The following is a 24,471-nucleotide window of genomic DNA, read 5'->3' as shown; positions in this document are numbered from 1 at the left end:
GAGCAGCATGATGAAGTCGTTAATGGTCGCAACGGATCTGTCTGGCCGTTCCGAAAAGGCTTTGCACCGTGCGGCGGCGCTCGCCAAGCGCTACGCCTGTCCCTGGACCGTGCTCTACGTGGTCGATGAAGACCAGCCATCGGCGCTGGTCGAGCAGGAAGTCACCCAGGTGCGCCTGATGCTCGAAGCGCGGCTTGTGGAACTCACCGAACTGGGCGGCACCTGCCCGAAACTGCTGGTGGAGCGCGGCGATCCGAATCAGCAGATCCTCGCTGCGGCGAAGAAGCAGAACTGCGAGATGCTGGTGATGGGAGCCCACCGCAAGAGCGTGCTGCGCGACATCTTCGTCGGCACCACGGTGGAGCGAGTACTTCGCGCCGGGCAACTGCCGGTGCTGGTGGTCAACCAGCCCGCCGGCGGCCAATACCGCGACCTGCTGGTCGCCCTCGATACCTCGCCGGCTTCGGCCCATGCGGTGGAAGTGGCCGATGAACTGGGCCTGCTCGAAGGTGCCGTGCGCCGGGGTGTCTACGCCTTCAGCCCGCTGGCCAAGGGCATGATGCAGTACTCCGGAGTGAGCGAGGAGCGCATCGACGAATTTGTCGGCAGCGAGTCGCGCCAGGCGGTGGACGAGTTGAAGAAGTTCCTCCATGACCAGCACCTGGAGGAGCACATCGATGAACAACTGGTGGCCGTCGGGTTGCCGGGCAACGTGTTGCAGCGGATGGTCGACAAGCATCGGCCGGATCTGCTGGTCATGGGTACTCGGGGTATGGGCGGAATCAAGCGTGCCCTGATCGGCAGTGTTGCCGACTACGCTCTGCGCGAACTGGATTGTGACATCCTGGTCGTGCCGCCGGAGGCTTGAGCCTGCGGCGTCTGGAGACTGTTTTCAGGCTGCGTCGGGCGACTCGAGGGTGCCGCCCGGCGCAGTTTGAAAGCCGTTTCGTCAGAGTGGGAACCCGCCGGCCGTAGGTTACGGCGGGCTCCAATCCCTTCCCTTGTCAGCGAACGTCAGGCCGCAATGGCCGCCTCTTCCTGCGCTTCACACACCACTGCACGGATTGCCGCGTGCGCTTGCCTGGCCAGCAGGTTGCGGTCCTGGTGGGCGCTGGACAGCGCCGGCAAGAAGTGGATTTCCGCGACTCCCCGATCATTGTCGAACAGCCGCTTCAAGTGGCTGACCAGATCATCGTCACCGATGAAGGGCGCCAGTTCGCACGCCTGCCCGTTGCGCCGGTAGCGTAGCGCCACCGGCTGCACCGGCACGCCGGCCTCGATGGCGCTGGCCATCAGCCGGCCGTGGAAGGTACGCAGGCCCTGGCCGTCGGTGGTGGTGCCTTCGGGGAAGACCAGCAGGGAACGGCCGCGCGTCAGGTGCGTGGCCAATTGCGCGTTGATCATTCGGGCATCGCCAGAACCCCGGCGGATGAACAGCGTGCCGGCCTTTTCCGCCAGCCATCCGGCGACCGGCCATTGGCGCACTTCGGCCTTGGACAGGAAGGTCAGCGGCAGCAGCGCACCGAGCAGCGGGATATCGACCCAGGACACATGGTTGGACACCCACAGCATCGGCTGGCCGGGTAGCTCGCCGTGCACCTTCACCTTGAAGGGCAGGGCAGCCGTCAGGCGCGCCAGGTACCAGCAGGTCAGGCGCTGGCGCAGGGGCATCCAGTCGCGGCCGGGCAGGCGCTCCAGCAGGCTGACGAAGGCAGCCAGCACGAGGCCCACCGTCAACACCAGCAGCAGGCGGGCAACGCGCAGCCAGGCGCGCAGGCTGCGCATCAGACCGCAGCCTTGAAGTGGCGGGCGTAGCGCGGGCAGAGTTCGTCGCGCTTGAGCAGGATGAACACGTCGGCGACGCCGAAGTCCGGGTCCCAGCAGGGCTCGCCGCAGATCTTCGCGCCCAGGCGCATGTAGGCCTTGAGCAGCGGCGGCAGCTCAGCGGTGAGGTTGTCCGGCACGTCCAACTGCGGCAGCGGAGTTTTCGGCTCGGCGCGCAGGTTCTGCTGGCACAGGTAGCGGTCACGCAGGCGCTGCATCACCGCGCGGGCCTGAATGCCGCCGTCGCGCATGGGGATGCTGGCGCAGCCCATCAGGTAGCGGTAGCCGCCTTCATTCAGCACTTCGGCCAGCTCGCTCCAGAGCACGGCGATGGTGCCGCCATTGCGGTAGTCCGGGTCGACGCAGGTACGGCCGATTTCCAGCACCGGGCCCTGCAGGTTGTCCAGGCCGTCGAGGGCGAATTCCTCTTCGCTGTAGAAGCGGCCCAGGCGTTGTGCGGCACGGTGGTCGAGCAGGCGGGTGGTGGCCACCAGCGCGCCGGTGTTGAGGTCGCGCACGCCGATGTGGGCGCAGTGGCGGTCGTAGTCGTCCATGTCCAGCCCCTGGTCCGCGCCCTTGAGTTGGGCGTCGAATTCGCTGCTGAACACGCGGTAACGCAGGGCCTGGGCTTCGCGCAGGGCGCGGGCGCCGCGCAGACGCACGGCCTTGAGACGGCGCTGCGCCGGGGTGTCACAGGAGAGGGCGATCTGACTCATGCGAGTGCCTCCGTGAACCGGCCATGCGGGTTGCGGCCGGTCGGCTTTGTTGTGCAAGCTCAGGCTAGGAATGTCCGGTGTCACGCCCATGACGGTGCGGTGATGCTTGTATGACAAGAACAACGACCTCGAAGGAAGGAGCGCCGCGATGCCCTGGAAATGCCTGCTCGGCCCGCAGGACCGATTGCCGCCCGGCCTGGCCCTGGACGACTGGTACGCCGAACTGCTGGCGCGCGCCGGCCATAGCGGCAGCTTCGAGCTGGCAGTGCTCGGCGGGCGCCTGGCGACCTCACCGGGGCTGGCCTTCCTCGCCGGCTACCAGGCCGCCCTGCGCGCGCTCTGGCCGGCGGCCCCGCTCAGTCTCGGCGCGCTCTGCGTGACCGAGAAGAAGAGCGTGCGCCCCGCCGACCTGCAGACCCGCCTCGACGGTCTGGTGCTGCACGGTCGCAAGGACTTCGCCACCGCCGCCGACAGCGCCGCGTGGTGGCTGGTCGCCGCGCGTGACGAGGACGAGGGACAGCCTCCGCGCATCGCCATGACCGTGGTGCAGGCCGGCGCCCCCGGCGCGAAGCTGGAGGCGCTGCCGGCCCTGCCGCTGCTGCCTGACATCCCCCACGCCCGCCTGCTGCTCGACGGCGCCCATTGCGAACGCCTGCCCGGCGATGGCTGGGAGGCCTACAGCAAACCTTTCCGCACCCTGGAAGATACCCATGTGCTGGCGGCGATCTGCGCCTGGCTCTACGGCCTGGCGCTGGATAAACAGTGGCCGGCGGAGCTGGGCCTGCGCCTGACCGGTGTGCTGGCCGGCTGCGCGGAAGTCAGCCGGCAGCCGGCTTCGCAACCGGAAACCCACCTGCTGCTGGCCGGCGTGTTCAGCCAGTTCGAAAGCCTCGCTGCGACGCTGGATGCCGCCTTCGCCTCGGGCGACCCGGAACTGGCGGCGGTCTGGAGACGCGACAAGAGTGTGCTCGCCATCGCCGGCGCCGCCCGGGCCAAGCGCCTGGAGAAAGCGAGGGTGGCAATAGGCCTTGACCCACGTCAGTGAGGGCCTGGGGAGGGGACGTTAGCCTTACAGATGTTTCTGAGATACCAAGAAATTTCCGCAGGGCTACCCACTGTTTTCCCTCCCACTGCTTTAGGAAATCCCCTCATGCGACGCGAACCCATCGTGCTGTTCGACGACGGTAAACACCAATGCCTGTGTTTCGACGATCTGGTCAGCGGCGACGGTGTGCAATCCAACCAGTTCCTCATCGTCGACCACGACAAGCGCCTGCTGCTCGATCCGGGCGGCGACCTGACCTATACGCCGTTGTCCCTGGAACTCTCGAAACTGTTCTCGCTGCAGGACCTGGACTACATCTTCGCCTCGCACCAGGACCCGGACATCATCGCCGCGCTGGACAAGTGGCTGCTGCACACCCGCGCCAAGGTCATCTGCTCGAAGCTCTGGGCGCGCTTCCTGCCGCACCTGACGGCCAACTACCTGGCGGTCAGCCATGGCATCTCCACCTATGACCGGGTGATTCCGCTGCCGGACCGCGGCGAGTCGGTGCAGCTGGGCCGCTGCCAACTGAAGATGATCCCTGCGCACTTCCTCCACTCGGTGGGCAACTTCCAGATCTACGATCCGGTCAGCAAGATCCTCTTCTCCGGCGACATGGGCGCCTCCCTGGTGGACGACGCCAGCCCGGTGCAGGATTTCGCTGCGCACGTACCGCACATGGAAGGCTTCCACCGTCGCTACATGGCGTCGAACAAGGTCGCGCGGCTCTGGGCATCGATGGTGCGCGGCATGGACATCGAGATGATCGTCCCGCAGCACGGCCGGCCCTTCGTGGGCAAGGCCATGATCGGAGCCTTCCTCGACTGGATCAGCGACCTGCAATGCGGCATGGACCTGATGGGGCCGGAGGATTACCAGGTGCCACGCTGACAGGCCCCATGCTGACCGATTGCGCCAATCGTCCTTGATTACGGCACGATCGGCGCTTAATTCGTCATCTTCACCGTGCTAGGGTGCGGGCCGACCTGATAACAAGAGGCCCGCCGATGCCCTTCACTTCCTACAGGCCAGCGCTGCGCGCACTGGCCCTGGCCACTTGCCTGCTCAGCAGCCATGCCCACGGAGCCGACACCTGGCCCGAGGCCGACTGGCCCCACGGCGCCACGCCCAGTGGCGCTGCTGTCGAAGCCTTCGAAAGCTATGCCTTCCCCAACCGCGACGACGCGACCCGCAAGGGCGTGCGCACCGATGCGGTAGTGGTGATTCGCGACGGCCAACTGATCTACGAGCGCTACGCCGGCCCGACCAGCGCGCAGACGCCCCACCTGGCCTGGTCGATGAGCAAGAGTGTGATGGCCAGCGTCCTCGGCGTGGCCTTCGGCGAGGGCAAGTTCCAGCTCGACGACCCGGTCGCCCAGCATTACCCGGCCTTCGCCGACCATCCCGATATCAGGATGCGCGACCTGCTGCACTGGGCCTCCGGCCTGGCCTGGCAGGAAGAGTACGAATACGCGCCGGTGCGCTCCTCGGTGGTGGCGATGCTCTACACCCGTGGCCGCGACGACATGGCGAAGTTCACCGCCGGCTTCGCTGCCGATGCCGAGCCGGGCAAGCGCTTCCGCTACTCAAGCGGCGACAGCAACGTGCTTTCCGCCACGCTCAAGCAGATGGTCGGCAAGGACTACGCGAACTACCCCTGGACCGCGCTGTTCGAGCCGCTGGGCATCCAGTCGGCCGTCTGGGAGCGCGATGCCAGCGGTACCTTCGTCGGCTCGTCCTATGCCTACATGACTGCCCGCGACATGGCGCGCATCGGCCTGCTGATGGAGCGCGACGGGCGCTGGAAGGATCGCCAGTTGCTGCCGCAGGACTGGATGAAATTCGTTCTTGCGCCGTTCCCCGAGTACCAGCCTGATCCGAAGAAACCCAACGAAGCGGTGCCCGGTGGCCAGTGGTGGCTCAACCGCCCGGTGGCCGGCGCGCCGGTACCCTGGCCGGATGCGCCCGAAGACACCTTCGCCGCGCTCGGCCACTGGGGCCAGGCGCTCTACGTGATCCCCGAACAGAAGCTGGTGATCGTCCGCTACGCCGACGACCGCGACGGCAGCTACCAGCACGACGCCTTCCTCAAACTCGCCCAGGCGGCCTTCGCCCACGGGGAGGTGCAGCCATGATCCGCCGCCATCCGATCCTCAGCGTTCTCGTCCTTCTGATCGTCGCGCTGGCCGTGGTGATCTGGCAGAACCGCATCCATCTCGCGGCCTTCCCCGGCATCATCGGCGCCTACACCGCCAAGGAGTACTGCTCCTGTCGCTACGTTATGGGGAACTCGGCAGACTATTGCCAGGCCTATACCAAGCAGTACGTGCCGACCAGCGGCTTCCTCGACGACGAAGCGCGCAAGCGGGTGACCGCCCGCGGCCTCGGCAGTACACAGACAGCCGCCTGGCTCGGTGCGCGCGAGGGATGCCAACTGATGCCCCAGGCGGATGATTTGCCCGAATCGGGCAACCACTGAGAACGCGATTACGATCTGCTGCGCGTCGGCAGAACGGCGTTAAAAACAGGCTCGGACTGCTCATTTACCGCTTGTAAACTGCGCATCCTCGCCTGTTTTTGCCTTGTTCTGCTCTAGCTCGCGAGATCGTAATCACGTTCTGACGGGCGCGTTCCACGGAGCGGGGCGACCCGCTTCGGAGGACGAATGCATTCTTTTGTAACAGGAGCCGTGTGCGCATTGCTGGTGCTGGCCAGCCCCCTGGCGCTGGCCGAATGGCAACTGGACGGCGACACCTCGCGGATCAGCTTCGTCTCGGTCAAGCGCGGCAAGATGGCAGAAGTGCAGCGCTTCGACCGCCTTTCCGGACAGATCGACGACCAGGGCGCGGTGCGCGTGGTGGTGCCGCTGGAGTCCATCGACAGCGGCCTGGCGCTGCGCGACGAGCGCATGCGCAACTCCTTCTTCGAGATCGAGCGCTTCCCCGAGGCGATCGTCAGCAGCCAGCTGGACCTGAGCCGTTACGACGACCTGCAGGTCGGCCAGTCGCGCCAGGAAACCGTGGACTTCAACCTCGACCTGCACGGCCAGCAGCGCCGGCTCAAGTCACAGGTGCTGGTCAGCCGCCCCAGCGAGAGCCGCATCGAGGTGACGACCCTGGAGCCGCTGGTGCTCAAGCTGATCGACTTCGACCTGGAAGAGAAACTCGAGCCGCTCAAGGAAGTCGCCAACGTGCCTTCGATCACGCCCGAGGTGCCGGTGTTCGCGGTGCTGGGGTTCAGCCAGGTGATCAAGCAGGCGCCGTGATCGTTGTGGATCGGCATCTTCGTTCGTGCCGATCTTCTCTGCGATTCGCCGGCCAGGGCGGCGTTGGGCGGGTTCGCGAGCAAGCTCGCTCCTACAAGCCGGATGCTCCTCGTAGGAGCGAGCTTGCTCGCGAACCGCACGGCACAGCGTCAATCGCGAAAACAGCCAGCCTTAAGCCCGCGCCGCAATTGCCGGCAAGTCTGGCTGGAAGCGAAAGCCGGAGCCCACGCTGCAACTGGAAGCGCTGATGAACACGAAGGCGAGCAGCAGGATGGTTTTCATGGCGGTCTTCCTGTCAGTCAGGATCGGGCTACCTCCAGTGTAGGTCGTGCCGCCCGGCGCGCGCCGAAGGTCACGAAACTGCCCGCTGCGAACAGCCACGCGCTGACCCCACCGTAGCCCAGCACCCAGCCGAAGCCCTGCACCAGTGCCGCCCGCGCGCTGGCCGGGGCATCGGGGCCCAACTGGCCGGCGGCGATGCTGGCGGCCTGTTGCAGCTTCTCGCTGCCGTTCACGCCGTGCAGCCCGGCAGCGACGCCCCAGAACAGGATCAACCCCATCACCGCGATATTGATCGCCAGGGAAATCATCCGCGCGCTCATGTCGATGCCCGAGGCCATCCCCGCGCGGGCGGCGGGCACGGCGGCGGTGGAGGTGTTGGTCACCGTGGTGTTGGTCATGCCCAGCCCGATGCCGGCCAGCACGCAGCCGGGCAGCAGGGTCAGCCAGCTGGCGTGATCCAGGGCGCTACCCCAGAGCATCAGGAAGAAGCCGGTGCCGATCACGAACATTCCGCCGGGTATCACCCAGCCGGGGTGGAAGCGGTGCGCCAGCCGCTCGGCGATGGGCGGCACCAGCAGCGTCGGCAGCGTGTACGCCAGCAACGACCAGCCGGCCTTCACGTCGCCGTAACCGAGCACGCCGTGGTAGTAGACCGGCAGGTAGATCATCAGCGGCCAGAAGCTTGCGTTCATCCCCGCCGAGCCGAACATCGCGCCGGAAAACGCGCGGATGCGCAGCACGGAGAAGTCGAACATCGGGTGGGCGACGCGGCGCTCGATCAGGACAAAGGCGGCGAGGCTGGCCACGCTGAGCAGCAGGATCGCCAGCGCGGCCGGGCTGGTGAAACCCATGCCGGCGCCCTGGGTGATGTAGAACACGATGCCGAGCACGGCCAGTGACAGCGTGAGCATGCCGCCGATATCCAGCCGCTCGGCTTGCGGATCGCGCGACTCCACCGCGCCGTACTGCGCCAGCGCGAGGGTCAGCAGGGCGAGCGGCCCGTGTACCAGGAACACCCACTGCCAGCTGGCCAGGGCGACGATGGCGCTGCCGATGATCGGCCCGAAGCCCAGGCCGATGCCGAACACCACGCCCCAGGCGGCGAAGGCGCGCACGCGTTCGGTCGGGTCGCTGAACTGACTGGTCAGCACCGCCACCTGGCAGATCAGCATGACGCCGCCGGCGGCGCCTTGCAGGAAGCGCCCGGCGATCATGCTCGGCATGTCGCCCGCCAGCCCGCAGAGCAACGAGGTCAGGCCAAACAGCGCCAGGCTGATGACGAACAGGCGCTTGCGGCCGAAGCGGTCGGCCAGGGTACCGGCGGCCATCAGTACGCTGGTGACGGCGATGGTGTAGGCGTTCATCACCCATTGCAGGTCCTGGAAGTCGCCGTGCAGTACCCGCTCAAGGGCCGGCAGGCTCGCCGGTACGCTGGAGATTTCCAGGCCGAACATCATCGAGGACAGGCACACCGCGGCCAGGGCGATGAGGTTTCTGGGGTTATGGAGGGCGGTCATGAGGATGGCTCCGTGGGACGAACCACTATTCTGAAAAAGAACAAGGTTCCCCATTGGCGCCATTTAGTCCCATCATTGGGGCTCTTGAGGACTCAAAAGGGGCTGCCTGATGGATGACCAACTCGATGGCATTGCCACCTTCGTCCAGGTGGTGGATGCCGGCAGCTTCGCGCTCGCAGCGGAGCGTTTGAACCTCACGCGCTCGGCGGTCGGCAAGGCCATTGCCCGGCTGGAGGCGCGCTTGGGGGTGCGCCTGCTGCAACGCACCACGCGCAGCCAGAGCCTCACCGACGACGGACAGGTGTTCTACGACAGCTGCGTGCGTGCGCTGGCCGAGCTGGAGGCCGCGCACACTGCGCTGGAGGGCGGTCGGATGGAGCCGCGCGGGCGCCTGCGGGTCAGCGTGCCGATCTCCTTCGGCCACCTCTGCGTGGTGCCGCTGATGCTGGAGTTGGCGCGGAAATACCCTTCGCTGAAGATCGACATGTCCTTCACCGACCGTCGCGTCGATTTGGTGGAGGAGGGGTTCGACCTTGCAGTGCGCATTGGTCCGCTGGGCGATAGTGCAACGCTCGCCGCGCGCAGACTGGGTGCGCAATACACCAGCATCGGTGCGGCGCCGTCCTACATTGCCCAGTGTGGGATGCCCGTGGGCCTGGACGATCTTGTCGGCCACGCCGCCATCAGCTATTCGGTCGCCGGTGTCACCTCGCCCTGGAGTCTGCGTGACGATGACGGCCATCGGCGTCGTATCGACATTGATCCGCAACTGAGCATGGACGACCTGCAGGCGATCGCCGCAGCCGCCGTGGCCGGATTTGGTCTGGCTCGTCTGCCTTCCTGGCTACTGTCTCGGCATGTGAGGAGCGGCGAGCTGGTAGTCGTCAAGGGGCGTTGTAATCAGCCGCCGCAGGATATCCATGCGGTGTGGCAGAAGACCCGCTACATGCCGTCGAAGATCCGTTGCGCCATCGATGCGCTGGTGGCCGGGATTCCGGCGCTGCTGGCCGACTGAACCATTGGCGCCGGCGCCTGCCCAAAGGGCTCGCCGGTTGGCTGGTTTGCAAGCCGACGGCGGGCCGCTATCGTTGGCCGTTGGTCCATCCGTTTCCATGTAAGGGATTTCATGCGCTCGCTGTTCGCCTTCCTCTTCGCGGCCTGCTTCGCCGCTTCCGCCCAGGCTGCCTGGTACCTCGACTACGAGTCCTCGCGGCTGACCTTCGTCACCACCAAGAATGCCGATATCGCCGAGGTAAACCGCTTCCTGGTGATGCACGGCAAGGTGGAGGAGCAGGGGCAGGTGGAGCTGCGCATCGAGATGGATTCGGTGAGCAGCGGCATTCCGCTGCGCGATGAGCGCCTGCGCGACAAGCTGTTCGATACCGAGAAGTTTCCCGAGGCACGCATCACCTCGCGCATCGACCTGCGCCCGATCACCGAACTGGCCAGCGGCGTGCAACTGGAGATGCGCCTGCCACTGCGCCTGGAGCTCAATGGCCAGGCGAAGAACTACCGCACCGACGTGCTGATCACCCGCTTGGACGAGCACCGCTTCCAGGTGGTGACCCTGCAGCCGCTGGTGATCAATGCCGCTGACTTCGGCCTCGCGCCGGGCGTGGCGCAGCTGCGCAAACTGGCCGGGCTGAAGAGTATCGGCCTGTCGGTGCCGGTGGGCGCCGTGCTGATCTTCGCCTCGCGGTGAGCGGCCCGATCTTCCCCTGGCGGACGGGCAACCGTTTCGCCCTGCTCTGCGATGGCGAGCGCTTCTTCCCGCGCATGTTCCAGGCCATCGACAGCGCCGAGCGGCAGATCGAGCTGGAACTCTACCTGGTGGAAAGCGGCAGTTGCGCCGAGGCGTTGCTCGACCGGCTGCTGGCAGCCCTGGGGCGCGGCGTGAAGGTGCGTTGCCTGTTCGACGCCTTTGGCAGCCTGAAGCTTTCCAGCGCCTGGACGCGCCAGTTGCTGGAGGCCGGCGGCGAGCTGCGCCACTACAACCCGCTGAACTGGAAAGCCGGCCTGCGCAACCTGTACCGCGACCACCGCAAGCTGTTGCTGGTAGATGAGCGCATCGCCTATGTCGGTGGCACCGGCGCCACCGACGAGTTCTGGTCCGCGCGGGAGAACCGCAGCGACTGGCACGAAGTGATGGTGGAAATGACCGGGAACATCGTCGCCGACTGGCAACGTCTGTTCGAGCGCCAGTGGAATGCGTGCCTCGGCGTGCGGGCCTGGAAGCCGCGGGAGGAAGTGCTGCTGACCCGCCTGCCGCCGATTCCCAGCTACGGCGAAGGTTTGGCGCGCGTTGCCTATGCGGATGCCGGCCAGCATCGTGACATCCTCCAGGCGCTGGTTCGTTCGCTGCGTGGTGCGCACCAGCGCGTCTGGTTGGCGACACCGTATTTTCTGCCGACCTGGAAGGTCCGTCGCGCACTGCGCAAGGCTGCACAGCGCGGTGTCGACGTGCGCCTGCTGCTCACCGGCCGGCTCACCGACCATGCGCCCGTGCGTTACGCCGGTCAGCGCTATTACCCTGGACTGTTGCGCGCCGGGGTGAAGATCTTCGAATACCAGCCGCGCTTCCTTCATCTGAAGATGGTACTGGTCGATGACTGGGTCAGCGTCGGCTCGTGCAACTTCGATCATTGGAACCTTCGGTTCAATCTGGAGGCCAATGTAGAAGCGTTCGATCCGCCATTCACCGCGGCGGTGGCCGATTGTCTGGCTACCGACTTCGCGCAGAGCCGCGAGATCGACCTGGGTTTCTGGCGCGCGCGCCCCTGGTGGAAACGCCTTCGCGAGCGACTGTGGGGCTCGCTGGACCGACTGGTGGTGAACTTCCTCGACCGCCGCCGATGACGTCGCAGGGTTGTCTGTCGAGTAGGAGGTCGGTGTGGAAAAGATTCAAAAGGAGCGTTTCATCGGGCTGGAGTGGCTGCGCTTCCTGATGGGCCTGTACGTGGTGATCTACCACACGCTGCACAGTTACCCGGCGGAGCAGAAATTCGCCGGCCTCGATGACCTGACTGCCCTGGGCTTTTTCGCCACCAGCACCTTCTTCGTGCTCTCCGGCTTCCTGCTCTGCCACGTCTACGTCACCGACGGGCACCTGCGCGAGAGCCCGCGCAGCTTCTTCACCAAGCGCCTGTCCAACCTCTACCCGCTGCACATCTTCTCGATCCTGCTGACCATCGCCGTGCTGCTGGTGGTGAGCGGGCTGGGCATCGGCCCGGACCTGGACCAGGCGACGCCGCGCTTCGTCATCTACGACACCAACGAAGCCATCGGCCGGCTGCAGCCGGAGCTGTTCCACCACTGGATGAGCGACCGCGAACTGCTGTTCAACAGCATCCTCCAACTCACCATGCTGCAGGCGTGGAACCCGTATTACCTGACCTTCAACGCGCCGCTCTGGTCGCTGTCGACGCTGTTCTTCTTCTACCTCTGCTTCCCCTTCGTCGCCCCGCGCCTGGCACGTTTGCAGCACAAATGGCGCTGGCTGCTGGCGCTGTGGGTGCTCTACCTGATCCCGCCGATCCTGGTGGTTGCCAGCGAGCAGTACGGCATGCCCTGGACCGGCCTGCTGCACCGCAACCCGCTGCTGCGATTGCCGGAGTTCCTCAGCGGCATCCTCGCCTACGGGCTGTTCCGCGAGTACAAGGACGCCGGCCATCTGCCTGGCCGCGGATTGCTGGTGGCGATGGGCGCGTTCGTGCTGGCCAATTTCCTGGTTGCCGATTACCTCTACACCCACGGCGCGAAGTTCTGGTACTTCCTGCTACACAACGGCCTGTTGCTGCCGGCCCAGCTGATGCTGGTGTACATGAGCGCTTTGCTGCGCGATCCGAAGAGCAGCGTGATCCGTCATTGGTCGCCGCGATTGGGCGCTGCATCGTTGTCACTGTTCGCCTTGCACGTGCCGCTGTTCACGCTGTTCTCGCGAACGGAAAAACTGATTCGTGCACCGGGGGATTGCCTCGCGGACTGGGCTTTCTGTGTCGAGTCCGCGACCCATCAGCAGTTGTCGATCTGGCTGTATCCGTTGTTCCTGCTGTTCATGGTCGCCAGTTGCGTGCTGGTGCAGGAGCGCTGCGTGGTGCCGGTGCGCAAATGGCTGGTGCGCCACCTGTTGCCGGTGCCGCCCACACCGCCAGCCCCGCGGCGACGGGTGGTTACCGAGTCGTAATCCATCGTTGGGCCGTTCGCGAGCAAGCTCGCTCCGACAGGTTGCGCTCTTCGTAGGAGCGAGCTTGCTCGCGAAGCAGAAACAGCGCCGCCCTTCACCGGCTTCTGCCGACCTGCGCTGCCGGTGCTAGGTTTTCTGCAGTGCCGCCGCTGCGGCCCCTTGCGGAAGAAAGCCACCATGCCCATCGAGTTCCGTCTACTCAGCGGCGGCGCCCTTCGCCCGTTCATCGATGATCTGGCGCGACTGCGCATCACCGTGTTCCGTGATTATCCGTACCTCTACGACGGCGGCCCGGAATATGAAGCCGGATACCTCGACAGCCATGTGCGCTCGGCCTGGAGTCTGTGCGTACTGGTGATCGATGAGGGCCGGGTAGTGGGGGCTTCGACCGGGCTGCCGCTGGTGGACGAGGCCGAGGCTCTCCAGCAACCGCTCCTCGCGCAGGGCTGGAACCCGGAACGAATCTTCTATTTCGGCGAGTCGGTGGTTCTGCCGGAGTACCGCAGCACCGCTTTCGACCTGCGTTTCTTCGAGGAGCGCGAGCGCTTTGCGCGCGGCCTGGGACGCTTCGATTGGGCGGCCTTCTGCGCTCTTCGGCGACCACCGGAGCATGCCGCGCGACCTGCCGGTTATCGCTCACCGGACGCCTTCTGGCTGCAGCGCGGCTTCACTCCGCAGCCCTCCCTGCGGATCGAATACCACTGGCGCGATATCGGTGGGCAGCGAGAGACTGCGAAATCGATGATGTTCTGGCTAAAGGAACTGAGCTGACTCGGGTTCAGTAACCGGCTTCGCGCTGGTGGCGGATCGCGAGGATGACCAGTGTTTCTCCATCGATGTGGTAGCGAGCTATGTAGCCGCTGTCACCGAAGTCGATGGGCCATTCGCGGAATTCGATCGGCAGGTCATCGATCAGTCGCCCCATCTGCGGATAGGCCCCCAGCGCCTGGGTGGCCTGGAGAATGATCTGGCCGGCACGGCGGGCGGCGGTGGGGTTGGTTTCCCGGAGGAATCGGCGCAGGCGGTCGAGGTCGCGAAGCGCCGCGGGCGCGTAGATCACTCGCATTTTGGTGCGGCTTGCTCGTCCTCATCGCCCCAGCTGTTCAGCCAGCTCTCCACCGCTTCGGCAGTGACGTGCTGGCCGGTCGCCTGGAATTCTTCCCAGGCCTGCTCGGTGTCGCGCTTGAGCTTCTCGCGCTGCTCTTCACGCACGACGTATTGGCCGATGGCTTCACGCATGATCCAGTGCGGCGAGCGCTGGCGCAGTTCGGCCAGCTCGCGGACGCGGGCGAGCATTTCCTCGTCGAGTTTGACTGAAGTGGCCATGGCGGCACCTGTGTAGTTAAAGGTAATACCGGGTAATACTTCGCTCTGAGTGCAGCAGTGTCAAACAGGTTGGGATGAGCGGGGCTCGCCCTGGCGTTTGTGTGAGCTCTTCGACCCGGACTTTCGACGGGTGGCAAGCTCACGCGCCGTGGTTATGCTCCGGGCATAACCATAAGAGGGACTTTCCATGCTCCGACTGGCCCTGTGCGCCTTTCTCCTGATGCTGGCCGGCTGCAGTTCGCCCGGCGCCTTCTTCGGCGCGGTGGACGGGCCGCCGTACAGTGCGCAGCCCGCGGATTCGCAGCAGGCCACGGTGTACCTCTACCGGCCGCAGAACCAGTGGTCCGATGAAGAACTGGAAGCGCCGGGGCTGTTCCTCAACAACGAGCTGATCGGCAGCCTGCCGAGCAACGGCTACTTCACACTGCACTTCGCCCCCGGCAGTTATCCACTACAGATGCGCCGCCCGCTGCTGGGCAGCTTCTGGACCTTCTTCGCCGGTGGCAGTCTGGACTTCACCCTGATCGCCGGCTTCACCCTGGAGGCCCGCGCCGGCGAGGTTTATTACCTGCGCTACGACGAAACCCACACGCCACCCAAATACGAGCACACCGCCGGCCAGGGCGCTGGCCCCCTGCAACTGGTGGGCAAGGAGCTGGGCTCTCGGGAAATCCCCGCCACGCGCCAGGTGCAGGAGCCGGTGAGCATCGCCGCCAGTGGCAAGGAAGTCGAAGGGCCGGGCTTCTTCGAGCGCATCGGCCTCTGACCGTGCTGTAGTAGCGGCGTATTACCCCGCCGCCAGCGTGACTGTCTAAGCTCTCCCGCATGCCCCGCCGCCACGGCGGGGCCCTGCCGGGAGGATGCCCCAGATGGCCGCGAAGAAGATCCTGATGCTGGTCGGCGACTACGCCGAAGACTACGAAACCATGGTGCCGTTTCAGGCGTTGCTGATGGTCGGACACACCGTCCACGCCGTCTGTCCGGACAAGAAGGCCGGCCAGAGCATCCGTACCGCCATCCATGATTTCGAAGGCGACCAGACCTACAGCGAGAAGCCGGGTCACAACTTCGCCCTCAACGCCAACTTCGCCGATGTGCGCGCCGACGACTACGACGCGCTGCTGATCCCCGGCGGCCGCGCCCCGGAATACCTGCGCCTGAATGCGAAGGTGATCGAACTGGTGAAAGCCTTCGACACCGCGAAGAAGCCCATCGCCGCCGTCTGCCATGGCGCCCAGCTGCTGGCCGCTGCTGGCGTGCTCAAGGGGCGCGCGTGCAGTGCGTACCCGGCCTGTGGCCCGGAAGTCACGCTGGCCGGTGGTGAGTACGTGGACATCCCGGTAGACGCCGCCCATGTCGACGGCAACCTGGTCACCGCGCCCGCGTGGCCGGCGCACCCCGCCTGGCTGGCGAAGTTCCTCGACGTACTGGGCACCAGGATCAGCCTGTAAACTTGCCCGCTCCCGAAGCAGGAGAAGCCGTCCATGTGCGAACTCTATGTAAAGGCCGACCCGATCCTCTATGAGTCGCGCTCCCGCTCGCTACGCATCCGTGGCGTGGTCACCACGCTGCGCCTGGAGAACCAGTTCTGGGACATCCTGCGCGAGATCGCCGAGGTGGACGGCATGACCACCAACCAGTTGATCGCCAAGCTCTATGACGAGGTGATGGACTATCGCGGGGAGGTGGTGAACTTCGCTTCCTTCCTGCGGGTGAGCTGTACGCGCTTCCTCGCCCAGCGCCGTGACAACGTCGTGGAGCTGAACCGGGTGCCGCGCAGCGCCTGAGCCCTGCTGCCGACCGTTACGGGATCGGACTCATCCGCGATCGGCCTGCCCCTGCATCGAAGCCACAGACATTCACCCATGAAAAAGCCCGGCACATGGCCGGGCTTTTTCATGGGGCGGTCATGCAGTGATCACTGCACTTCCACCGCCAGGTTCTCGGCGATCTTCTTCTGCCAGATGGCCGGGCCGGTGATGTGCACCGACTCGCCATGGGTGTCGACCGCGACGGTCACCGGCATGTCCTTCACTTCGAACTCGTAGATCGCTTCCATGCCCAGTTCGGCGAAGGCCAGGACCTTGGACTTCTTGATCGCCTGGGCGACCAGGTAGGCGGCGCCGCCCACGGCCATCAGGTAGACGGCCTTGTTGTCCTTGATCGCCTCGATGGCGATGGGGCCGCGCTCGGACTTGCCGATCATGCCCAGCAGACCGGTCTGCTCGAGAATCTGGCGGGTGAACTTGTCCATCCGGGTCGCGGTGGTCGGGCCTGCCGGGCCAACCACTTCGTCACCGACCGGATCAACCGGGCCGACGTAGTAGATGAAGCGGCCTTTCAGGTCCACCGGCAGCTCTTCGCCCTTGTTCAGCATGTCGACCATGCGCTTGTGCGCAGCGTCGCGGCCGGTGAGCATCTTGCCGTTGAGCAGGATGGTCTCGCCCGGCTTCCAGCTCTGCACTTCCTCGGGGGTGATGCTGTCGAGGTTGACGCGGCGCGCGGACGGGCCGGCTTCCCAGACGATTTCCGGGTAGGCGTCCAGCGACGGCGCTTCCAGTTCGGCCGGGCCGGAGCCGTCGAGCACGAAGTGTGCGTGGCGGGTGGCGGCGCAGTTGGGGATCATGCAGACCGGCAGCGAGGCGGCGTGGGTCGGGTAGTCCATGATCTTGACGTCGAGCACGGTGGTCAGGCCGCCCAGGCCCTGGGCGCCGATGCCCAGCTGGTTGACCTTCTCGAACAGCTCGAGGCGCATTTCCTCGATCTTGTTCTGCGGGCCGCGGGCCTTCAGCTCGTGGATGTCGATCTCGTCCATCAGGACTTCCTTCGCCATCACCGCGGCCTTCTCGGCGGTACCGCCGATGCCGATGCCGAGCATGCCCGGCGGGCACCAGCCGGCGCCCATGGTCGGAACGGTCTTCAGCACCCAGTCGACGATGGAGTCGGACGGGTTGAGCATGGCCATCTTCGACTTGTTCTCGGAGCCGCCGCCCTTGGCCGCCACGTCCACCTCCACGGTGTTGCCGGGGACGATGGAGTAGTGGATCACCGCCGGGGTGTTGTCCTTGGTGTTCTTCCGGCTACCTGCCGGGTCGGCCAGGATGGAGGCGCGCAGGACGTTTTCCGGCAGGTTGTAGGCGCGACGCACGCCTTCGTTGATCATGTCGTCGACGCTCATGGTGGCGCCGGCCCAGCTCACGTCCATGCCCACGCGGACGAACACGGTGACGATACCGGTGTCCTGGCAGATCGGGCGATGACCGGTGGCGCACATGCGCGAGTTGATCAGGATCTGCGCCATCGAGTCCCGGGCGGCCGGCGATTCTTCGCGCAGGTAGGCCTCATGCATGGCCTGGATGAAATCAACCGGGTGGTAGTAGGAGATGAACTGCAGGGCATCGGCGACGCTCTGGATCAGGTCGTCTTGCTTGATCACGGCCATGGAGCACGGTCCTCTTCAGGCGGGTAGTACAGGCATGGGGCCTGTTACATCGGGAATTCGCCGACACGGCTGCGGCGAAAAAAGGCGCCGTAGTATACCGCCGCGGCCGCTCGCCGCGCACCCGCCAGCGATCCTACCTTGGTCCCAGATGGACTCTGAACCTTGCCAGGGCCGCCCATATTCCGATCGGCTAGGCACTGGGGCGCTTTGATAGTAGAGTGAGGGCAAGGTGCCATTACGGGACGGAGCCCCATGAGCACGCTGAAACCACCTCTGAAGCAGCACGCCTTACAAAAACTACTCATCAGGCGATTCGGCATGGCCCTCGGGACCTATGCCCTGGCGCTGCTGTTGTTGTGGTTGGCGGTGTTCGGCGAGTTCTATCGCGCGCCCGTCAGCTTCGCCCTGACCTGCACCCTGCTGGTCGCCGGCAGTCAGCTGGTGTTCGGCTGGCTATTCCTCACCGGGCGCAACCAGCGCTTCACCGACCCGAGCATGACCGAGCCGCAGGTCTTGGTGGCGGTGGTCTGGAACACCCTGTTCCTGGCCAACGTGGATACCGCGCGCGGCACGCTGATGGTGCTCTACGTGCTGATCCTGCTGTTCGGTGTCTTCCAGTTGCAGCCCAGGGTGTTCGCCCGCTGTGCGGCGCTGGCCTTCATCGCCTTTGCCGGGCTCAACCTCCACGAAGCCTTCCAGCAACGCCTGCAACTGCCGGCCCAGGCCGTGTTGCAGTTGCTGGTGCTGTTTATCGTGCTGACCTGGCTGAGCCTGTTCGCTGGCTATGTGCAGTCGCTGCGCCAACGCATGCGTCAGCGCCGCTACGCGCTGCAGGCGCACCAGGACACGTTGCGCGGCATGATGCGCCAGCTCGAAGACCTGGTCGCTACCGACGAACTCACCGGTCTGTTCAACCGCCGGCATTTTCTCCGTCTGGCCGGCCGTGCGCTGGAAGAAATGCGCGAAGGTCAGCGCCACGGCCTGGCGCTGATCGACCTCGATCACTTCAAGCGCATCAATGACGTTCACGGCCACGCCGCCGGCGACCGCGTGCTGCAGACCTTCGCCGCCGTGGCGCGGGCCTGCCTGCGCGAGGGCGATGTGCTGGCACGCTACGGCGGCGAGGAATTCGTCCTGCTGCTGCCCAACGCCGATGCCGACCGCCTGACCACCTGCTGTGAACGCCTGCGGATAGCCTATGCCGCGGCAGAGCCGGTGGGCGTGAACATCGAAAGCCTGAGCCTTTCCGCGGGCATGACCCTGCTCGATGCCAACGACGATCTAGACGAAGCCTTGCAACGGGCCGACCAGGCGCTCTACCGTGCGAAACGCAGCGGACGCAACCGCTGCGATGCCGCATGGGAGTGGACGCGTGCCTGAGATACAGGCCGGATCGCAACGCTTTTCGGTCAGCCCCGGAACCAACCTGCTCGATGCCCTGCGCGGGGCCGGCATCGCTGTGCCCTACAGTTGCCGGGCCGGCAGTTGCCATGCCTGCCTGGTACGTTGCACGCAGGGCGAAGTCCTCGATGCCCTGCCCGACGCCCTCGATGCGGCTCGGCGAGACCAGGGCTGGCGGTTGTCCTGCCAGTGCCGGGTGGTCGGCGACATTGCGGTGGAAACCTTCGACCCGCAACGCGACGGCCTGCCCGCCACGGTCGCCGAACTGGACTGGCCAGCCCCCGACGTGCTGCGCCTGCGCCTGGCCCCGCAACGCCCGCTGCGCTACGGCGCTGGGCAGCACCTGATTCTCTGGAGTGCCGACGGCATTGCGCGGCCGTACTCGCTGGCCAGCGTGCCGGGGCTCGATCCCTGGCTGGAGTTCCACATCGACTGTCGCGAGCGCGGTGCCTTCGCCGATTTCGCCCGTGAGCTGAAGATCGGTGACGCTGTGCGCCTGGGCGAACTGCGCGGAGGCGCACTGCACTATGACCCGGAATGGCACGAGCGGCCGCTGCTGCTGATGGCCTCCGGCACCGGCCTGGCACCGCTCTGGGGCGTCCTGCGTGAAGCGCTGCGGCAGCATCACAGCGGGCCGATCCGCGTCATTCACCAGGCCCATGATCGTGCCGGCCATTACCTCGCCCAACCCCTGCAAACCCTGGCCGCCAGCCACCCGGAGCTGGAGGTCACGCTGATGACCACGGCCGAGTCGACCGAGGTTTTGGCGCAACTCCGGCTTGTTTCGCGGCGAACCCTCGCCTTACTCTGCGGCCATCCCGCCAGCGTCGATGCCTTCGCCCGCCGCCTTTACCTCTGTGGCGTGCCCCGTGGCCAGACCCTGGCCGACCTGTTCCTGCCCCACGCCTGAACCGGTCGCTCCACTCAAAAACAACAAGGACTTGCCATGAGCGAACAGATTCTCGTCGAGCGCGAAGAGGGCCTGCTGACCCTGCGCCTGAACCGTCCGGACAAGATGAACGCGCTGACCCGCACCATGTATGCGGGGCTCGCCGATGCCCTGGAAGCGGCGCAGGAGGATCGTTCGGTGCGTGTGGTGCTGATCACCGGCAACGCCGAGTGTTTCACCAGCGGCAACGACATCGTCGACTTCCTCCAGGAGCCGCCGAGCGGCCCGGACAGTGCGGTGTTCCGCTTCATGCGCGCGCTGATGGAGTTCACCAAGCCGGTGGTCGCTGCCGTCGCTGGCCCGGCCGTGGGTATCGGCACCACGCTGCTGCTGCACTGCGACCAGGTATTCATCGCTAAAGGCGCCAAGCTGAAGATGCCCTTCGTCAACCTCGGCCTGTGCCCGGAGTTCGGCTCCAGCTTCCTGGTGCCGCGCCTGGTCGGCCCGGTGAAGGCTTCCAGCCTGTTGCTGCGCGGAGAAGGTTTTACCGGCGAGCAGGCCGTGGCCTACGGCATTGCCAATGAGGCGCTGAACGATGGCGCGGCTGCGCTGCAGCGTGCCCGCGAGGTCTGCCAGGCCTTCCAGCAACTGCCTCCGGCGGCGGTGGCGCTGAGCAAGCGCCTGCTGAAAGCGCCTTTCATCGAGCAATTGCGCCGCGTGGTGGCGGAGGAGGGGCAGCACTTCGTGCAGCGCCTGCACTCCCCGGAAGCCCACGAAGCGCTGAGCGCCTTCACCCAGCGCCGCCAGCCGGATTTCTCTAAGTTCCTCTGAGGCAGGTTGCCCACACAATCTGTGGAACGCGTTGTGGATAAGCTCTGGGGCAACCTGCAGAACCCACGCCGCGCATGGCCTGCAGGGGATTGAGCGGTATTTGAGCGATGCCGTGCAGGTTGCCCACAGTAGATGTGGAAGGCGTTGTGGATAAGCTCTGATGCAACCGCTGCAAGCCAGGCGCCATAGGCCTTGGCGCGGATTGGACAGGAATTGAGCAGCGCGAGCTTTTGCTCTTCGTAGGACCGAGGGGAACGCCCAGTGCTTGCTCGCGAACAAGCCCCTGCTGCGATCCTGGTTCGCGGGCAAACTCGCTCCAACAAGGTCCCTGCAACGGAAATGAAAAGGCCGCCCCGAGGGCGGCCTTTTTGTTGCTGACGCAGGGTCAGACCAGCAGGTCGCCCACGTGCAGCACCTTCATGGTGTTGGTGCCGCCCTGGGCGGTGTAGCTGTCGCCCTTGGTCAGGATCACCCAGTCACCCTTGGTCACTACGCCACGCTGCAGCAGCGCGTCGACGGCTTCCTGGCTGACGCGCTCCGGCGGCAGGGCGGCCGGGTCGAACGGGATGGTTTCCACGCCACGGAACAGCGCCACGCGAGCCTGGGTTTCGCGGTGCGGGGAGTAGGCAAAGATCGGTACCGAGGAGCGGATACGCGACATGATCAGCGGGGTGTAGCCGCTTTCGGTCAGGCAGATGATCGCCTTGATGCCCGGGAAGTGGTTGGCGGTGTACATGGCCGCCAGGGCGATGCTTTCGTCGCAGCGCTCGAAGGTCTGGCCGATGCGGTGGCTGGACTTCTTGGTGGTCGGGTGCTTCTCGGCGCCAGCGCAGATGCGTGCCATGGCCTTGACCGCTTCCACCGGGTACTCGCCGGCGGCGGATTCGGCGGAGAGCATCACGGCGTCGGTATAGTCGAGCACGGCGTTGGCCACGTCGGAGACTTCCGCGCGGGTCGGCATCGGGTTGTGGATCATCGACTCCATCATCTGGGTCGCGGTGATCACGGCCTTGTTGTAGCGGCGGGCGTGCAGAATGATCTTCTTCTGGATGCCCACCAGCTCGGCGTCGCCGATTTCCACGCCGAGGTCGCCACGGGCCACCATCACCGCGTCGCTGGCGCGGATCAGGCCGTCCAGGGCTTCGTCGTCGGCGACGGCTTCGGCGCGCTCGATCTTGGCCACCAGCCAGGCGGTGCCACCGGCTTCGGTGAGCAGGCGGCGGGCGTATTCCATGTCCTTGGCGTCACGCGGGAAGGACACGGCGACGTAGTCCAGGTCCATGCTCGCGGCCAGCTTGATATCGGCCTTGTCCTTTTCGGTCAGGGCCGGCGCGGTGAGGCCGCCGCCACGACGGTTGATGCCCTTGTGGTCGGACAGCGGGCCGCCGATCAGGACTTCGCAGACCAGTTCGTCTGCCTTCACTTCCTTCACCACCATGACCACGCGGCCGTCGTCCAGCAGCAGCTCATCGCCGATGCCGCAGTCCTTGACCAGGTCCGGGTAGTCGATGCCCACGACCTGCTGGTTGCCGTCGGTGCGCGGGTGGCTGGTGGAGAAGCGGAAGGTGTCGCCGACCGCCAGTTCGATGCGCTTGTTGGCGAACTTGGCAATGCGGATCTTCGGACCCTGCAGGTCGCCCAGCAGCGCCACGAAGCGGCCGTGCTTGGCGGCGATATCGCGTACCAGCTGGGCGCGGGCGCGGTGTTCGTCGGGAGTTCCGTGGGAGAAGTTCAGGCGGGCGACGTCGATCCCGGCGAGGATCAGCTGTTCCAGGACTTCGGGGGAATTGCTGGCTGGGCCGAGGGTGGCGACGATCTTGGTGCGGCGAAGGGACATGCGGGACTCCTAGGGGAAAGCAGCGGTCAGGTTGCCCCGCGAGCGGGTCCGAGGCAGCCAGGGCGCCATCTTACTCTCTTTCAGGTGACAGGTCTGATCACCAGCAGATCGCATTCGACTTCCTCGAAGACCCGCTCGGCGGTCTGGCCGATCAGCGCGTTGTCGAGCTGGCCGCGGGCGACAGCGCCCATCAGCAGCAGGTCGATGCCGTGCTCCTTTACATAGGTGGGGATTAGCTCCTCGGCGAAGCCTTGGCCCAGGTGAGTACGTGCGCGGTCGATCTGTGGATAACTGGCCAGCAGGGCGTCGAAGGCCTTGCGGTGATGCGCCTCGGTACGCAGTACGTAGTTATCGTAGTCGGCCAACAGTTCGGCGTTGAATGCGAGGGTGTGCGGCAGGGCCATGTAGGCGTGCAGGTAATGGGCGTCGAGTTGCAGGCGCTGCTCCAGTTCGCGGGCCACCGTGATCAGTCGATGGTCCAGCGTGGCGGGGACGTCGCCGCTGTGCAGCGGATCGACGGCGGCGCACAGGCTCCTGCCGGCCCACTCGCCATGCTGCACCAGCCACAGCGGCTGCGGGCAGTGGCGGATCAGTTGCCAGTCGTTGTTGGTGAGGAACAGGCGCTTGAGCAGGCTGTGGTGGTGCGCGGACTTGAGGATCAGGTCGGGCGTGGTCTGCTCGCAGTGGAGGACGACCTGGTGGTGCAGGGACTTGCCCCAGCGTACCTGGCAGTGCACATCGAGGCCGCCGTCGCGCAGCGGCTCGGCCAGCGCTTGCAGCCAGGCCAGGCGTTCGTCCAGCAGGTTGCGCTGGGCGGCGTCGAGGTCGCCGCGCTCCAATAGCAGCGCGTTGTCCAGCGCCGGGTTGTATTCGCAGGCCAGCAGCTCCAGGCGCGCGCCGCAGCGCTGGGCGATCCAGCGGGCGCGGGTGAGGGCGGGCTGGTCCTCGCGGGTCGGGTCGATGATGACGAGCAGGTGCTGCAGCTTCATGGCGGAGTCCTCGCTTGCTCTGCGCTCAATGCAGAGCAAGCGTAGACACTGGCGCCTGCCGTGCGCCTTGATGTGGCTCAGCGGCGCGCCGGGTTTGCCGTCAACTGCGTGGCGAGGTCTGGTTCAGCGCACGATCCAGATGGCGGGCGCCCTTGTCGGCCAGCTCGCCGTTGGGGAATTCGGCGAGCTGGCGGCGCAGGTAGGCGATGGCCTTCTCGCGGTCCGGGTGGGGGTTGTCCTGTGCCATGTACATCAACCCCAGCTGGTACAGCGCCTTCTCGCGGATGTCCGGCGGGATGGCTGGATCGTTGGCGCCCAGCAGGTAGAGTTGCGCGGCCTCGTCAACACGGTCCTTGAGGACGGCACGGCGTGACAGCAGGGTCATGTCCGGATCGAGGGTCGGCTTGTTCAGGTCCAGGTTGTACTGCGGCTGCCAATCGGCCAACAGTTGCTTCGCGGTTTTCTGCACCGGGTCCTTGGCGCGCTGGCGGATGATCAGCTCTCGCGCGTCGGCATGTTCGGCAGCCTGGGTGCCGGGGAACTCGCGGTCGATGCGCTGGAAGTAGTCCATGGCCTTCTGGTCATCGCGCTGGTCGTTGTAGCGGCTCATGTAGATCAGGCCGATCTGGTACAGGGCGATCGCCCGCACTTCCGGGCTGTAGCGGGTGTTGTCGTAGCCGGTGAGGTAGAGCTTTTCGGCCTCGGCGCTCTTGCCATCGCGGATGGCCTGGGCGCTGTAGGTCAGCAGGTCGCCTTCTTCTTCCACCGCGGCGGTCATGCGCTTGTTCTTGAGCTGTTTGTACTCCGCGACTTCACCGGTGGTGATCTGCGCGACGAACAACGGCGTGGTAGGGGCGCAGGCGGCGAGCCAGGGCAGCAGCATGACGAGGGGCAGGGCATGGACGAAACGCATGGCAACTCCTT

Annotated in this window: 26 protein-coding genes; 17 read left to right on the top strand and 9 right to left on the bottom strand. The window is 65.8% G+C overall.

Annotation, left to right across the window (positions count from 1 at the left end; genetic code table 11):
• The first annotated feature begins 7 nt into the window (after nt 1-7).
• The gene (locus tag LDJ84_RS24985; RefSeq protein WP_226045570.1) at nt 8-868 is read left to right on the top strand and encodes a universal stress protein; all 861 of its coding nucleotides are present in this window, start codon (nt 8-10) and stop codon (nt 866-868) included.
• A 146-nt stretch (nt 869-1,014) separates the two neighbouring features.
• Here LDJ84_RS24985 and LDJ84_RS24980 read toward each other — a convergent pair whose 3' ends face one another.
• Both LDJ84_RS24980 and olsB read right to left on the bottom strand, forming a co-directional pair.
• Entirely contained in the window at nt 1,015-1,785 is a 771-nt protein-coding gene (locus LDJ84_RS24980; protein ID WP_226045569.1) for a lysophospholipid acyltransferase family protein, read from the bottom strand.
• Nucleotides 1,785-2,540 (bottom strand): L-ornithine N(alpha)-acyltransferase, encoded by a 756-nt coding sequence (gene olsB / locus LDJ84_RS24975; RefSeq protein ID WP_038803564.1) that lies wholly within the window; start codon nt 2,538-2,540, stop codon nt 1,785-1,787. The genes LDJ84_RS24980 and olsB overlap by 1 nt, the downstream gene beginning before the upstream one ends.
• A 148-nt stretch (nt 2,541-2,688) precedes the next feature.
• Here olsB and LDJ84_RS24970 point away from each other — a divergent pair, with 148 nt between their 5' ends.
• The 5 genes from LDJ84_RS24970 (at nt 2,689) to LDJ84_RS24950 (ending at nt 6,850) form a co-directional block, all read left to right on the top strand.
• Nucleotides 2,689-3,585 carry an acyl-CoA/acyl-ACP dehydrogenase gene (locus LDJ84_RS24970; RefSeq protein ID WP_024762608.1) on the top strand — a complete coding sequence of 299 codons (897 nt, stop codon included), beginning with the start codon at nt 2,689-2,691 and terminating at the stop codon, nt 3,583-3,585.
• 105 nt (nt 3,586-3,690) lie between these two features.
• Nucleotides 3,691-4,476 carry an MBL fold metallo-hydrolase gene (locus LDJ84_RS24965; RefSeq protein ID WP_024762609.1) on the top strand — a complete coding sequence of 262 codons (786 nt, stop codon included), beginning with the start codon at nt 3,691-3,693 and terminating at the stop codon, nt 4,474-4,476.
• A 116-nt stretch (nt 4,477-4,592) separates the two neighbouring features.
• Nucleotides 4,593-5,720, top strand: a complete 1,128-nt coding sequence (locus tag LDJ84_RS24960; RefSeq protein ID WP_065084435.1) for a serine hydrolase domain-containing protein — start codon at nt 4,593-4,595, stop codon at nt 5,718-5,720.
• Nucleotides 5,717-6,064 carry a hypothetical protein gene (locus LDJ84_RS24955; RefSeq protein ID WP_024762611.1) on the top strand — a complete coding sequence of 116 codons (348 nt, stop codon included), beginning with the start codon at nt 5,717-5,719 and terminating at the stop codon, nt 6,062-6,064. The genes LDJ84_RS24960 and LDJ84_RS24955 overlap by 4 nt, the downstream gene beginning before the upstream one ends.
• 186 nt (nt 6,065-6,250) lie before the next feature.
• The gene (locus tag LDJ84_RS24950; protein WP_226045568.1) at nt 6,251-6,850 is read left to right on the top strand and encodes a YceI family protein; all 600 of its coding nucleotides are present in this window, start codon (nt 6,251-6,253) and stop codon (nt 6,848-6,850) included.
• Between the two features lie 299 nt (nt 6,851-7,149).
• Here LDJ84_RS24950 and LDJ84_RS24945 read toward each other — a convergent pair whose 3' ends face one another.
• Nucleotides 7,150-8,649 (bottom strand): MFS transporter, encoded by a 1,500-nt coding sequence (locus tag LDJ84_RS24945; RefSeq protein WP_226045567.1) that lies wholly within the window; start codon nt 8,647-8,649, stop codon nt 7,150-7,152.
• 109 nt (nt 8,650-8,758) lie between these two features.
• Here LDJ84_RS24945 and LDJ84_RS24940 point away from each other — a divergent pair, with 109 nt between their 5' ends.
• The 5 genes from LDJ84_RS24940 (at nt 8,759) to LDJ84_RS24920 (ending at nt 13,603) form a co-directional block, all read left to right on the top strand.
• A complete protein-coding gene (locus LDJ84_RS24940) occupies nt 8,759-9,664 on the top strand; it encodes a LysR substrate-binding domain-containing protein (protein ID WP_226045566.1) in 906 nt (301 codons plus the stop codon).
• A gap of 111 nt (nt 9,665-9,775) precedes the next feature.
• Entirely contained in the window at nt 9,776-10,351 is a 576-nt protein-coding gene (locus LDJ84_RS24935) for a YceI family protein (RefSeq protein WP_024762615.1), read from the top strand.
• Complete coding sequence (locus tag LDJ84_RS24930; RefSeq protein WP_226045565.1) at nt 10,348-11,505, top strand: phospholipase D-like domain-containing protein; 1,158 nt, start codon at nt 10,348-10,350, stop codon at nt 11,503-11,505. The genes LDJ84_RS24935 and LDJ84_RS24930 overlap by 4 nt, the downstream gene beginning before the upstream one ends.
• A gap of 88 nt (nt 11,506-11,593) precedes the next feature.
• Nucleotides 11,594-12,832: an acyltransferase family protein gene (locus LDJ84_RS24925; RefSeq protein ID WP_263987035.1), complete on the top strand. Its 1,239-nt coding sequence runs from the start codon at nt 11,594-11,596 to the stop codon at nt 12,830-12,832.
• A 183-nt stretch (nt 12,833-13,015) separates the two neighbouring features.
• Complete coding sequence (locus tag LDJ84_RS24920) at nt 13,016-13,603, top strand: GNAT family acetyltransferase (RefSeq protein ID WP_065084471.1); 588 nt, start codon at nt 13,016-13,018, stop codon at nt 13,601-13,603.
• Nucleotides 13,604-13,610: 7 nt separating this feature from the next.
• Here LDJ84_RS24920 and LDJ84_RS24915 read toward each other — a convergent pair whose 3' ends face one another.
• Both LDJ84_RS24915 and LDJ84_RS24910 read right to left on the bottom strand, forming a co-directional pair.
• Entirely contained in the window at nt 13,611-13,898 is a 288-nt protein-coding gene (locus LDJ84_RS24915) for a type II toxin-antitoxin system RelE/ParE family toxin (protein WP_024762619.1), read from the bottom strand.
• A complete protein-coding gene (locus tag LDJ84_RS24910) occupies nt 13,889-14,158 on the bottom strand; it encodes a CopG family ribbon-helix-helix protein (protein ID WP_024762620.1) in 270 nt (89 codons plus the stop codon). Before LDJ84_RS24910 ends, LDJ84_RS24915 begins: the two co-directional genes overlap by 10 nt.
• Before the next feature lie 187 nt (nt 14,159-14,345).
• Here LDJ84_RS24910 and LDJ84_RS24905 point away from each other — a divergent pair, with 187 nt between their 5' ends.
• The 3 genes from LDJ84_RS24905 (at nt 14,346) to LDJ84_RS24895 (ending at nt 15,945) form a co-directional block, all read left to right on the top strand.
• The gene (locus tag LDJ84_RS24905; RefSeq protein WP_037014955.1) at nt 14,346-14,924 is read left to right on the top strand and encodes a DUF2846 domain-containing protein; all 579 of its coding nucleotides are present in this window, start codon (nt 14,346-14,348) and stop codon (nt 14,922-14,924) included.
• 103 nt (nt 14,925-15,027) lie between these two features.
• Entirely contained in the window at nt 15,028-15,609 is a 582-nt protein-coding gene (locus LDJ84_RS24900; RefSeq protein WP_065084442.1) for a DJ-1/PfpI family protein, read from the top strand.
• Nucleotides 15,610-15,642: 33 nt separating this feature from the next.
• The gene (locus LDJ84_RS24895; RefSeq protein WP_017519692.1) at nt 15,643-15,945 is read left to right on the top strand and encodes a ribbon-helix-helix domain-containing protein; all 303 of its coding nucleotides are present in this window, start codon (nt 15,643-15,645) and stop codon (nt 15,943-15,945) included.
• A gap of 131 nt (nt 15,946-16,076) precedes the next feature.
• Here LDJ84_RS24895 and LDJ84_RS24890 read toward each other — a convergent pair whose 3' ends face one another.
• Entirely contained in the window at nt 16,077-17,600 is a 1,524-nt protein-coding gene (locus LDJ84_RS24890; protein ID WP_024762623.1) for a fumarate hydratase, read from the bottom strand.
• A gap of 252 nt (nt 17,601-17,852) precedes the next feature.
• On the opposite strand from LDJ84_RS24890, the gene LDJ84_RS24885 reads away from it, so the two are divergent.
• The 3 genes from LDJ84_RS24885 to LDJ84_RS24875 are packed head-to-tail and all read left to right on the top strand — an operon-like array spanning nt 17,853 to nt 20,721.
• Nucleotides 17,853-18,980, top strand: coding sequence for a sensor domain-containing diguanylate cyclase (locus LDJ84_RS24885; RefSeq protein WP_226045563.1), 1,128 nt, complete (start codon nt 17,853-17,855; stop codon nt 18,978-18,980).
• Nucleotides 18,973-19,911 (top strand): iron-sulfur-binding ferredoxin reductase, encoded by a 939-nt coding sequence (locus tag LDJ84_RS24880; protein WP_084358730.1) that lies wholly within the window; start codon nt 18,973-18,975, stop codon nt 19,909-19,911. The genes LDJ84_RS24885 and LDJ84_RS24880 overlap by 8 nt, the downstream gene beginning before the upstream one ends.
• 36 nt (nt 19,912-19,947) lie before the next feature.
• Nucleotides 19,948-20,721: an enoyl-CoA hydratase-related protein gene (locus LDJ84_RS24875; protein WP_024762626.1), complete on the top strand. Its 774-nt coding sequence runs from the start codon at nt 19,948-19,950 to the stop codon at nt 20,719-20,721.
• Nucleotides 20,722-21,106: 385 nt separating this feature from the next.
• Here LDJ84_RS24875 and pyk read toward each other — a convergent pair whose 3' ends face one another.
• From pyk to LDJ84_RS24860, 3 genes are all read right to left on the bottom strand, one after another.
• Nucleotides 21,107-22,558 (bottom strand): pyruvate kinase, encoded by a 1,452-nt coding sequence (pyk, locus tag LDJ84_RS24870; protein WP_024762627.1) that lies wholly within the window; start codon nt 22,556-22,558, stop codon nt 21,107-21,109.
• Nucleotides 22,559-22,638: 80 nt separating this feature from the next.
• Entirely contained in the window at nt 22,639-23,547 is a 909-nt protein-coding gene (locus LDJ84_RS24865) for a universal stress protein (RefSeq protein ID WP_226045562.1), read from the bottom strand.
• Nucleotides 23,548-23,647: 100 nt separating this feature from the next.
• A complete protein-coding gene (locus tag LDJ84_RS24860; protein WP_024762629.1) occupies nt 23,648-24,460 on the bottom strand; it encodes a tetratricopeptide repeat protein in 813 nt (270 codons plus the stop codon).
• Nucleotides 24,461-24,471: the final 11 nt, after the last annotated feature.

This window comes from Pseudomonas sp. HS-18 (genome assembly GCF_020401845.1).
Classification (GTDB): Bacteria; Pseudomonadota; Gammaproteobacteria; order Pseudomonadales; family Pseudomonadaceae; genus Pseudomonas; species Pseudomonas nitroreducens.
The sequence above is the reverse complement of the archived record's forward strand: the minus strand, read 5'-3'. Positions and strand labels throughout refer to the sequence as shown.

Bases quoted from the DNA above. Each gene is read 5' to 3' on its own strand.
- LDJ84_RS24900 (WP_065084442.1), top strand. From the start codon at position 15,028: ATGGCCGCGAAGAAGATCCTGATGCTGGTCGGCGACTACGCCGAAGAC.
- LDJ84_RS24955 (WP_024762611.1), top strand. From the start codon at position 5,717: ATGATCCGCCGCCATCCGATCCTCAGCGTTCTCGTCCTTCTGATCGTC.
- LDJ84_RS24890 (WP_024762623.1), bottom strand. From the start codon at position 17,600: ATGGCCGTGATCAAGCAAGACGACCTGATCCAGAGCGTCGCCGATGCC.
- LDJ84_RS24950 (WP_226045568.1), top strand. From the start codon at position 6,251: ATGCATTCTTTTGTAACAGGAGCCGTGTGCGCATTGCTGGTGCTGGCC.
- LDJ84_RS24965 (WP_024762609.1), top strand. From the start codon at position 3,691: ATGCGACGCGAACCCATCGTGCTGTTCGACGACGGTAAACACCAATGC.
- LDJ84_RS24910 (WP_024762620.1), bottom strand. From the start codon at position 14,158: ATGGCCACTTCAGTCAAACTCGACGAGGAAATGCTCGCCCGCGTCCGC.
- LDJ84_RS24980 (WP_226045569.1), bottom strand. From the start codon at position 1,785: ATGCGCAGCCTGCGCGCCTGGCTGCGCGTTGCCCGCCTGCTGCTGGTG.
- LDJ84_RS24895 (WP_017519692.1), top strand. From the start codon at position 15,643: ATGTGCGAACTCTATGTAAAGGCCGACCCGATCCTCTATGAGTCGCGC.
- LDJ84_RS24925 (WP_263987035.1), top strand. From the start codon at position 11,594: ATGGGCCTGTACGTGGTGATCTACCACACGCTGCACAGTTACCCGGCG.
- LDJ84_RS24970 (WP_024762608.1), top strand. From the start codon at position 2,689: ATGCCCTGGAAATGCCTGCTCGGCCCGCAGGACCGATTGCCGCCCGGC.
- LDJ84_RS24985 (WP_226045570.1), top strand. From the start codon at position 8: ATGATGAAGTCGTTAATGGTCGCAACGGATCTGTCTGGCCGTTCCGAA.
- LDJ84_RS24940 (WP_226045566.1), top strand. From the start codon at position 8,759: ATGGATGACCAACTCGATGGCATTGCCACCTTCGTCCAGGTGGTGGAT.
- LDJ84_RS24960 (WP_065084435.1), top strand. From the start codon at position 4,593: ATGCCCTTCACTTCCTACAGGCCAGCGCTGCGCGCACTGGCCCTGGCC.
- olsB (WP_038803564.1), bottom strand. From the start codon at position 2,540: ATGAGTCAGATCGCCCTCTCCTGTGACACCCCGGCGCAGCGCCGTCTC.
- LDJ84_RS24935 (WP_024762615.1), top strand. From the start codon at position 9,776: ATGCGCTCGCTGTTCGCCTTCCTCTTCGCGGCCTGCTTCGCCGCTTCC.
- pyk (WP_024762627.1), bottom strand. From the start codon at position 22,558: ATGTCCCTTCGCCGCACCAAGATCGTCGCCACCCTCGGCCCAGCCAGC.
- LDJ84_RS24885 (WP_226045563.1), top strand. From the start codon at position 17,853: ATGAGCACGCTGAAACCACCTCTGAAGCAGCACGCCTTACAAAAACTA.
- LDJ84_RS24875 (WP_024762626.1), top strand. From the start codon at position 19,948: ATGAGCGAACAGATTCTCGTCGAGCGCGAAGAGGGCCTGCTGACCCTG.
- LDJ84_RS24860 (WP_024762629.1), bottom strand. From the start codon at position 24,460: ATGCGTTTCGTCCATGCCCTGCCCCTCGTCATGCTGCTGCCCTGGCTC.
- LDJ84_RS24915 (WP_024762619.1), bottom strand. From the start codon at position 13,898: ATGCGAGTGATCTACGCGCCCGCGGCGCTTCGCGACCTCGACCGCCTG.
- LDJ84_RS24865 (WP_226045562.1), bottom strand. From the start codon at position 23,547: ATGAAGCTGCAGCACCTGCTCGTCATCATCGACCCGACCCGCGAGGAC.
- LDJ84_RS24945 (WP_226045567.1), bottom strand. From the start codon at position 8,649: ATGACCGCCCTCCATAACCCCAGAAACCTCATCGCCCTGGCCGCGGTG.
- LDJ84_RS24905 (WP_037014955.1), top strand. From the start codon at position 14,346: ATGCTCCGACTGGCCCTGTGCGCCTTTCTCCTGATGCTGGCCGGCTGC.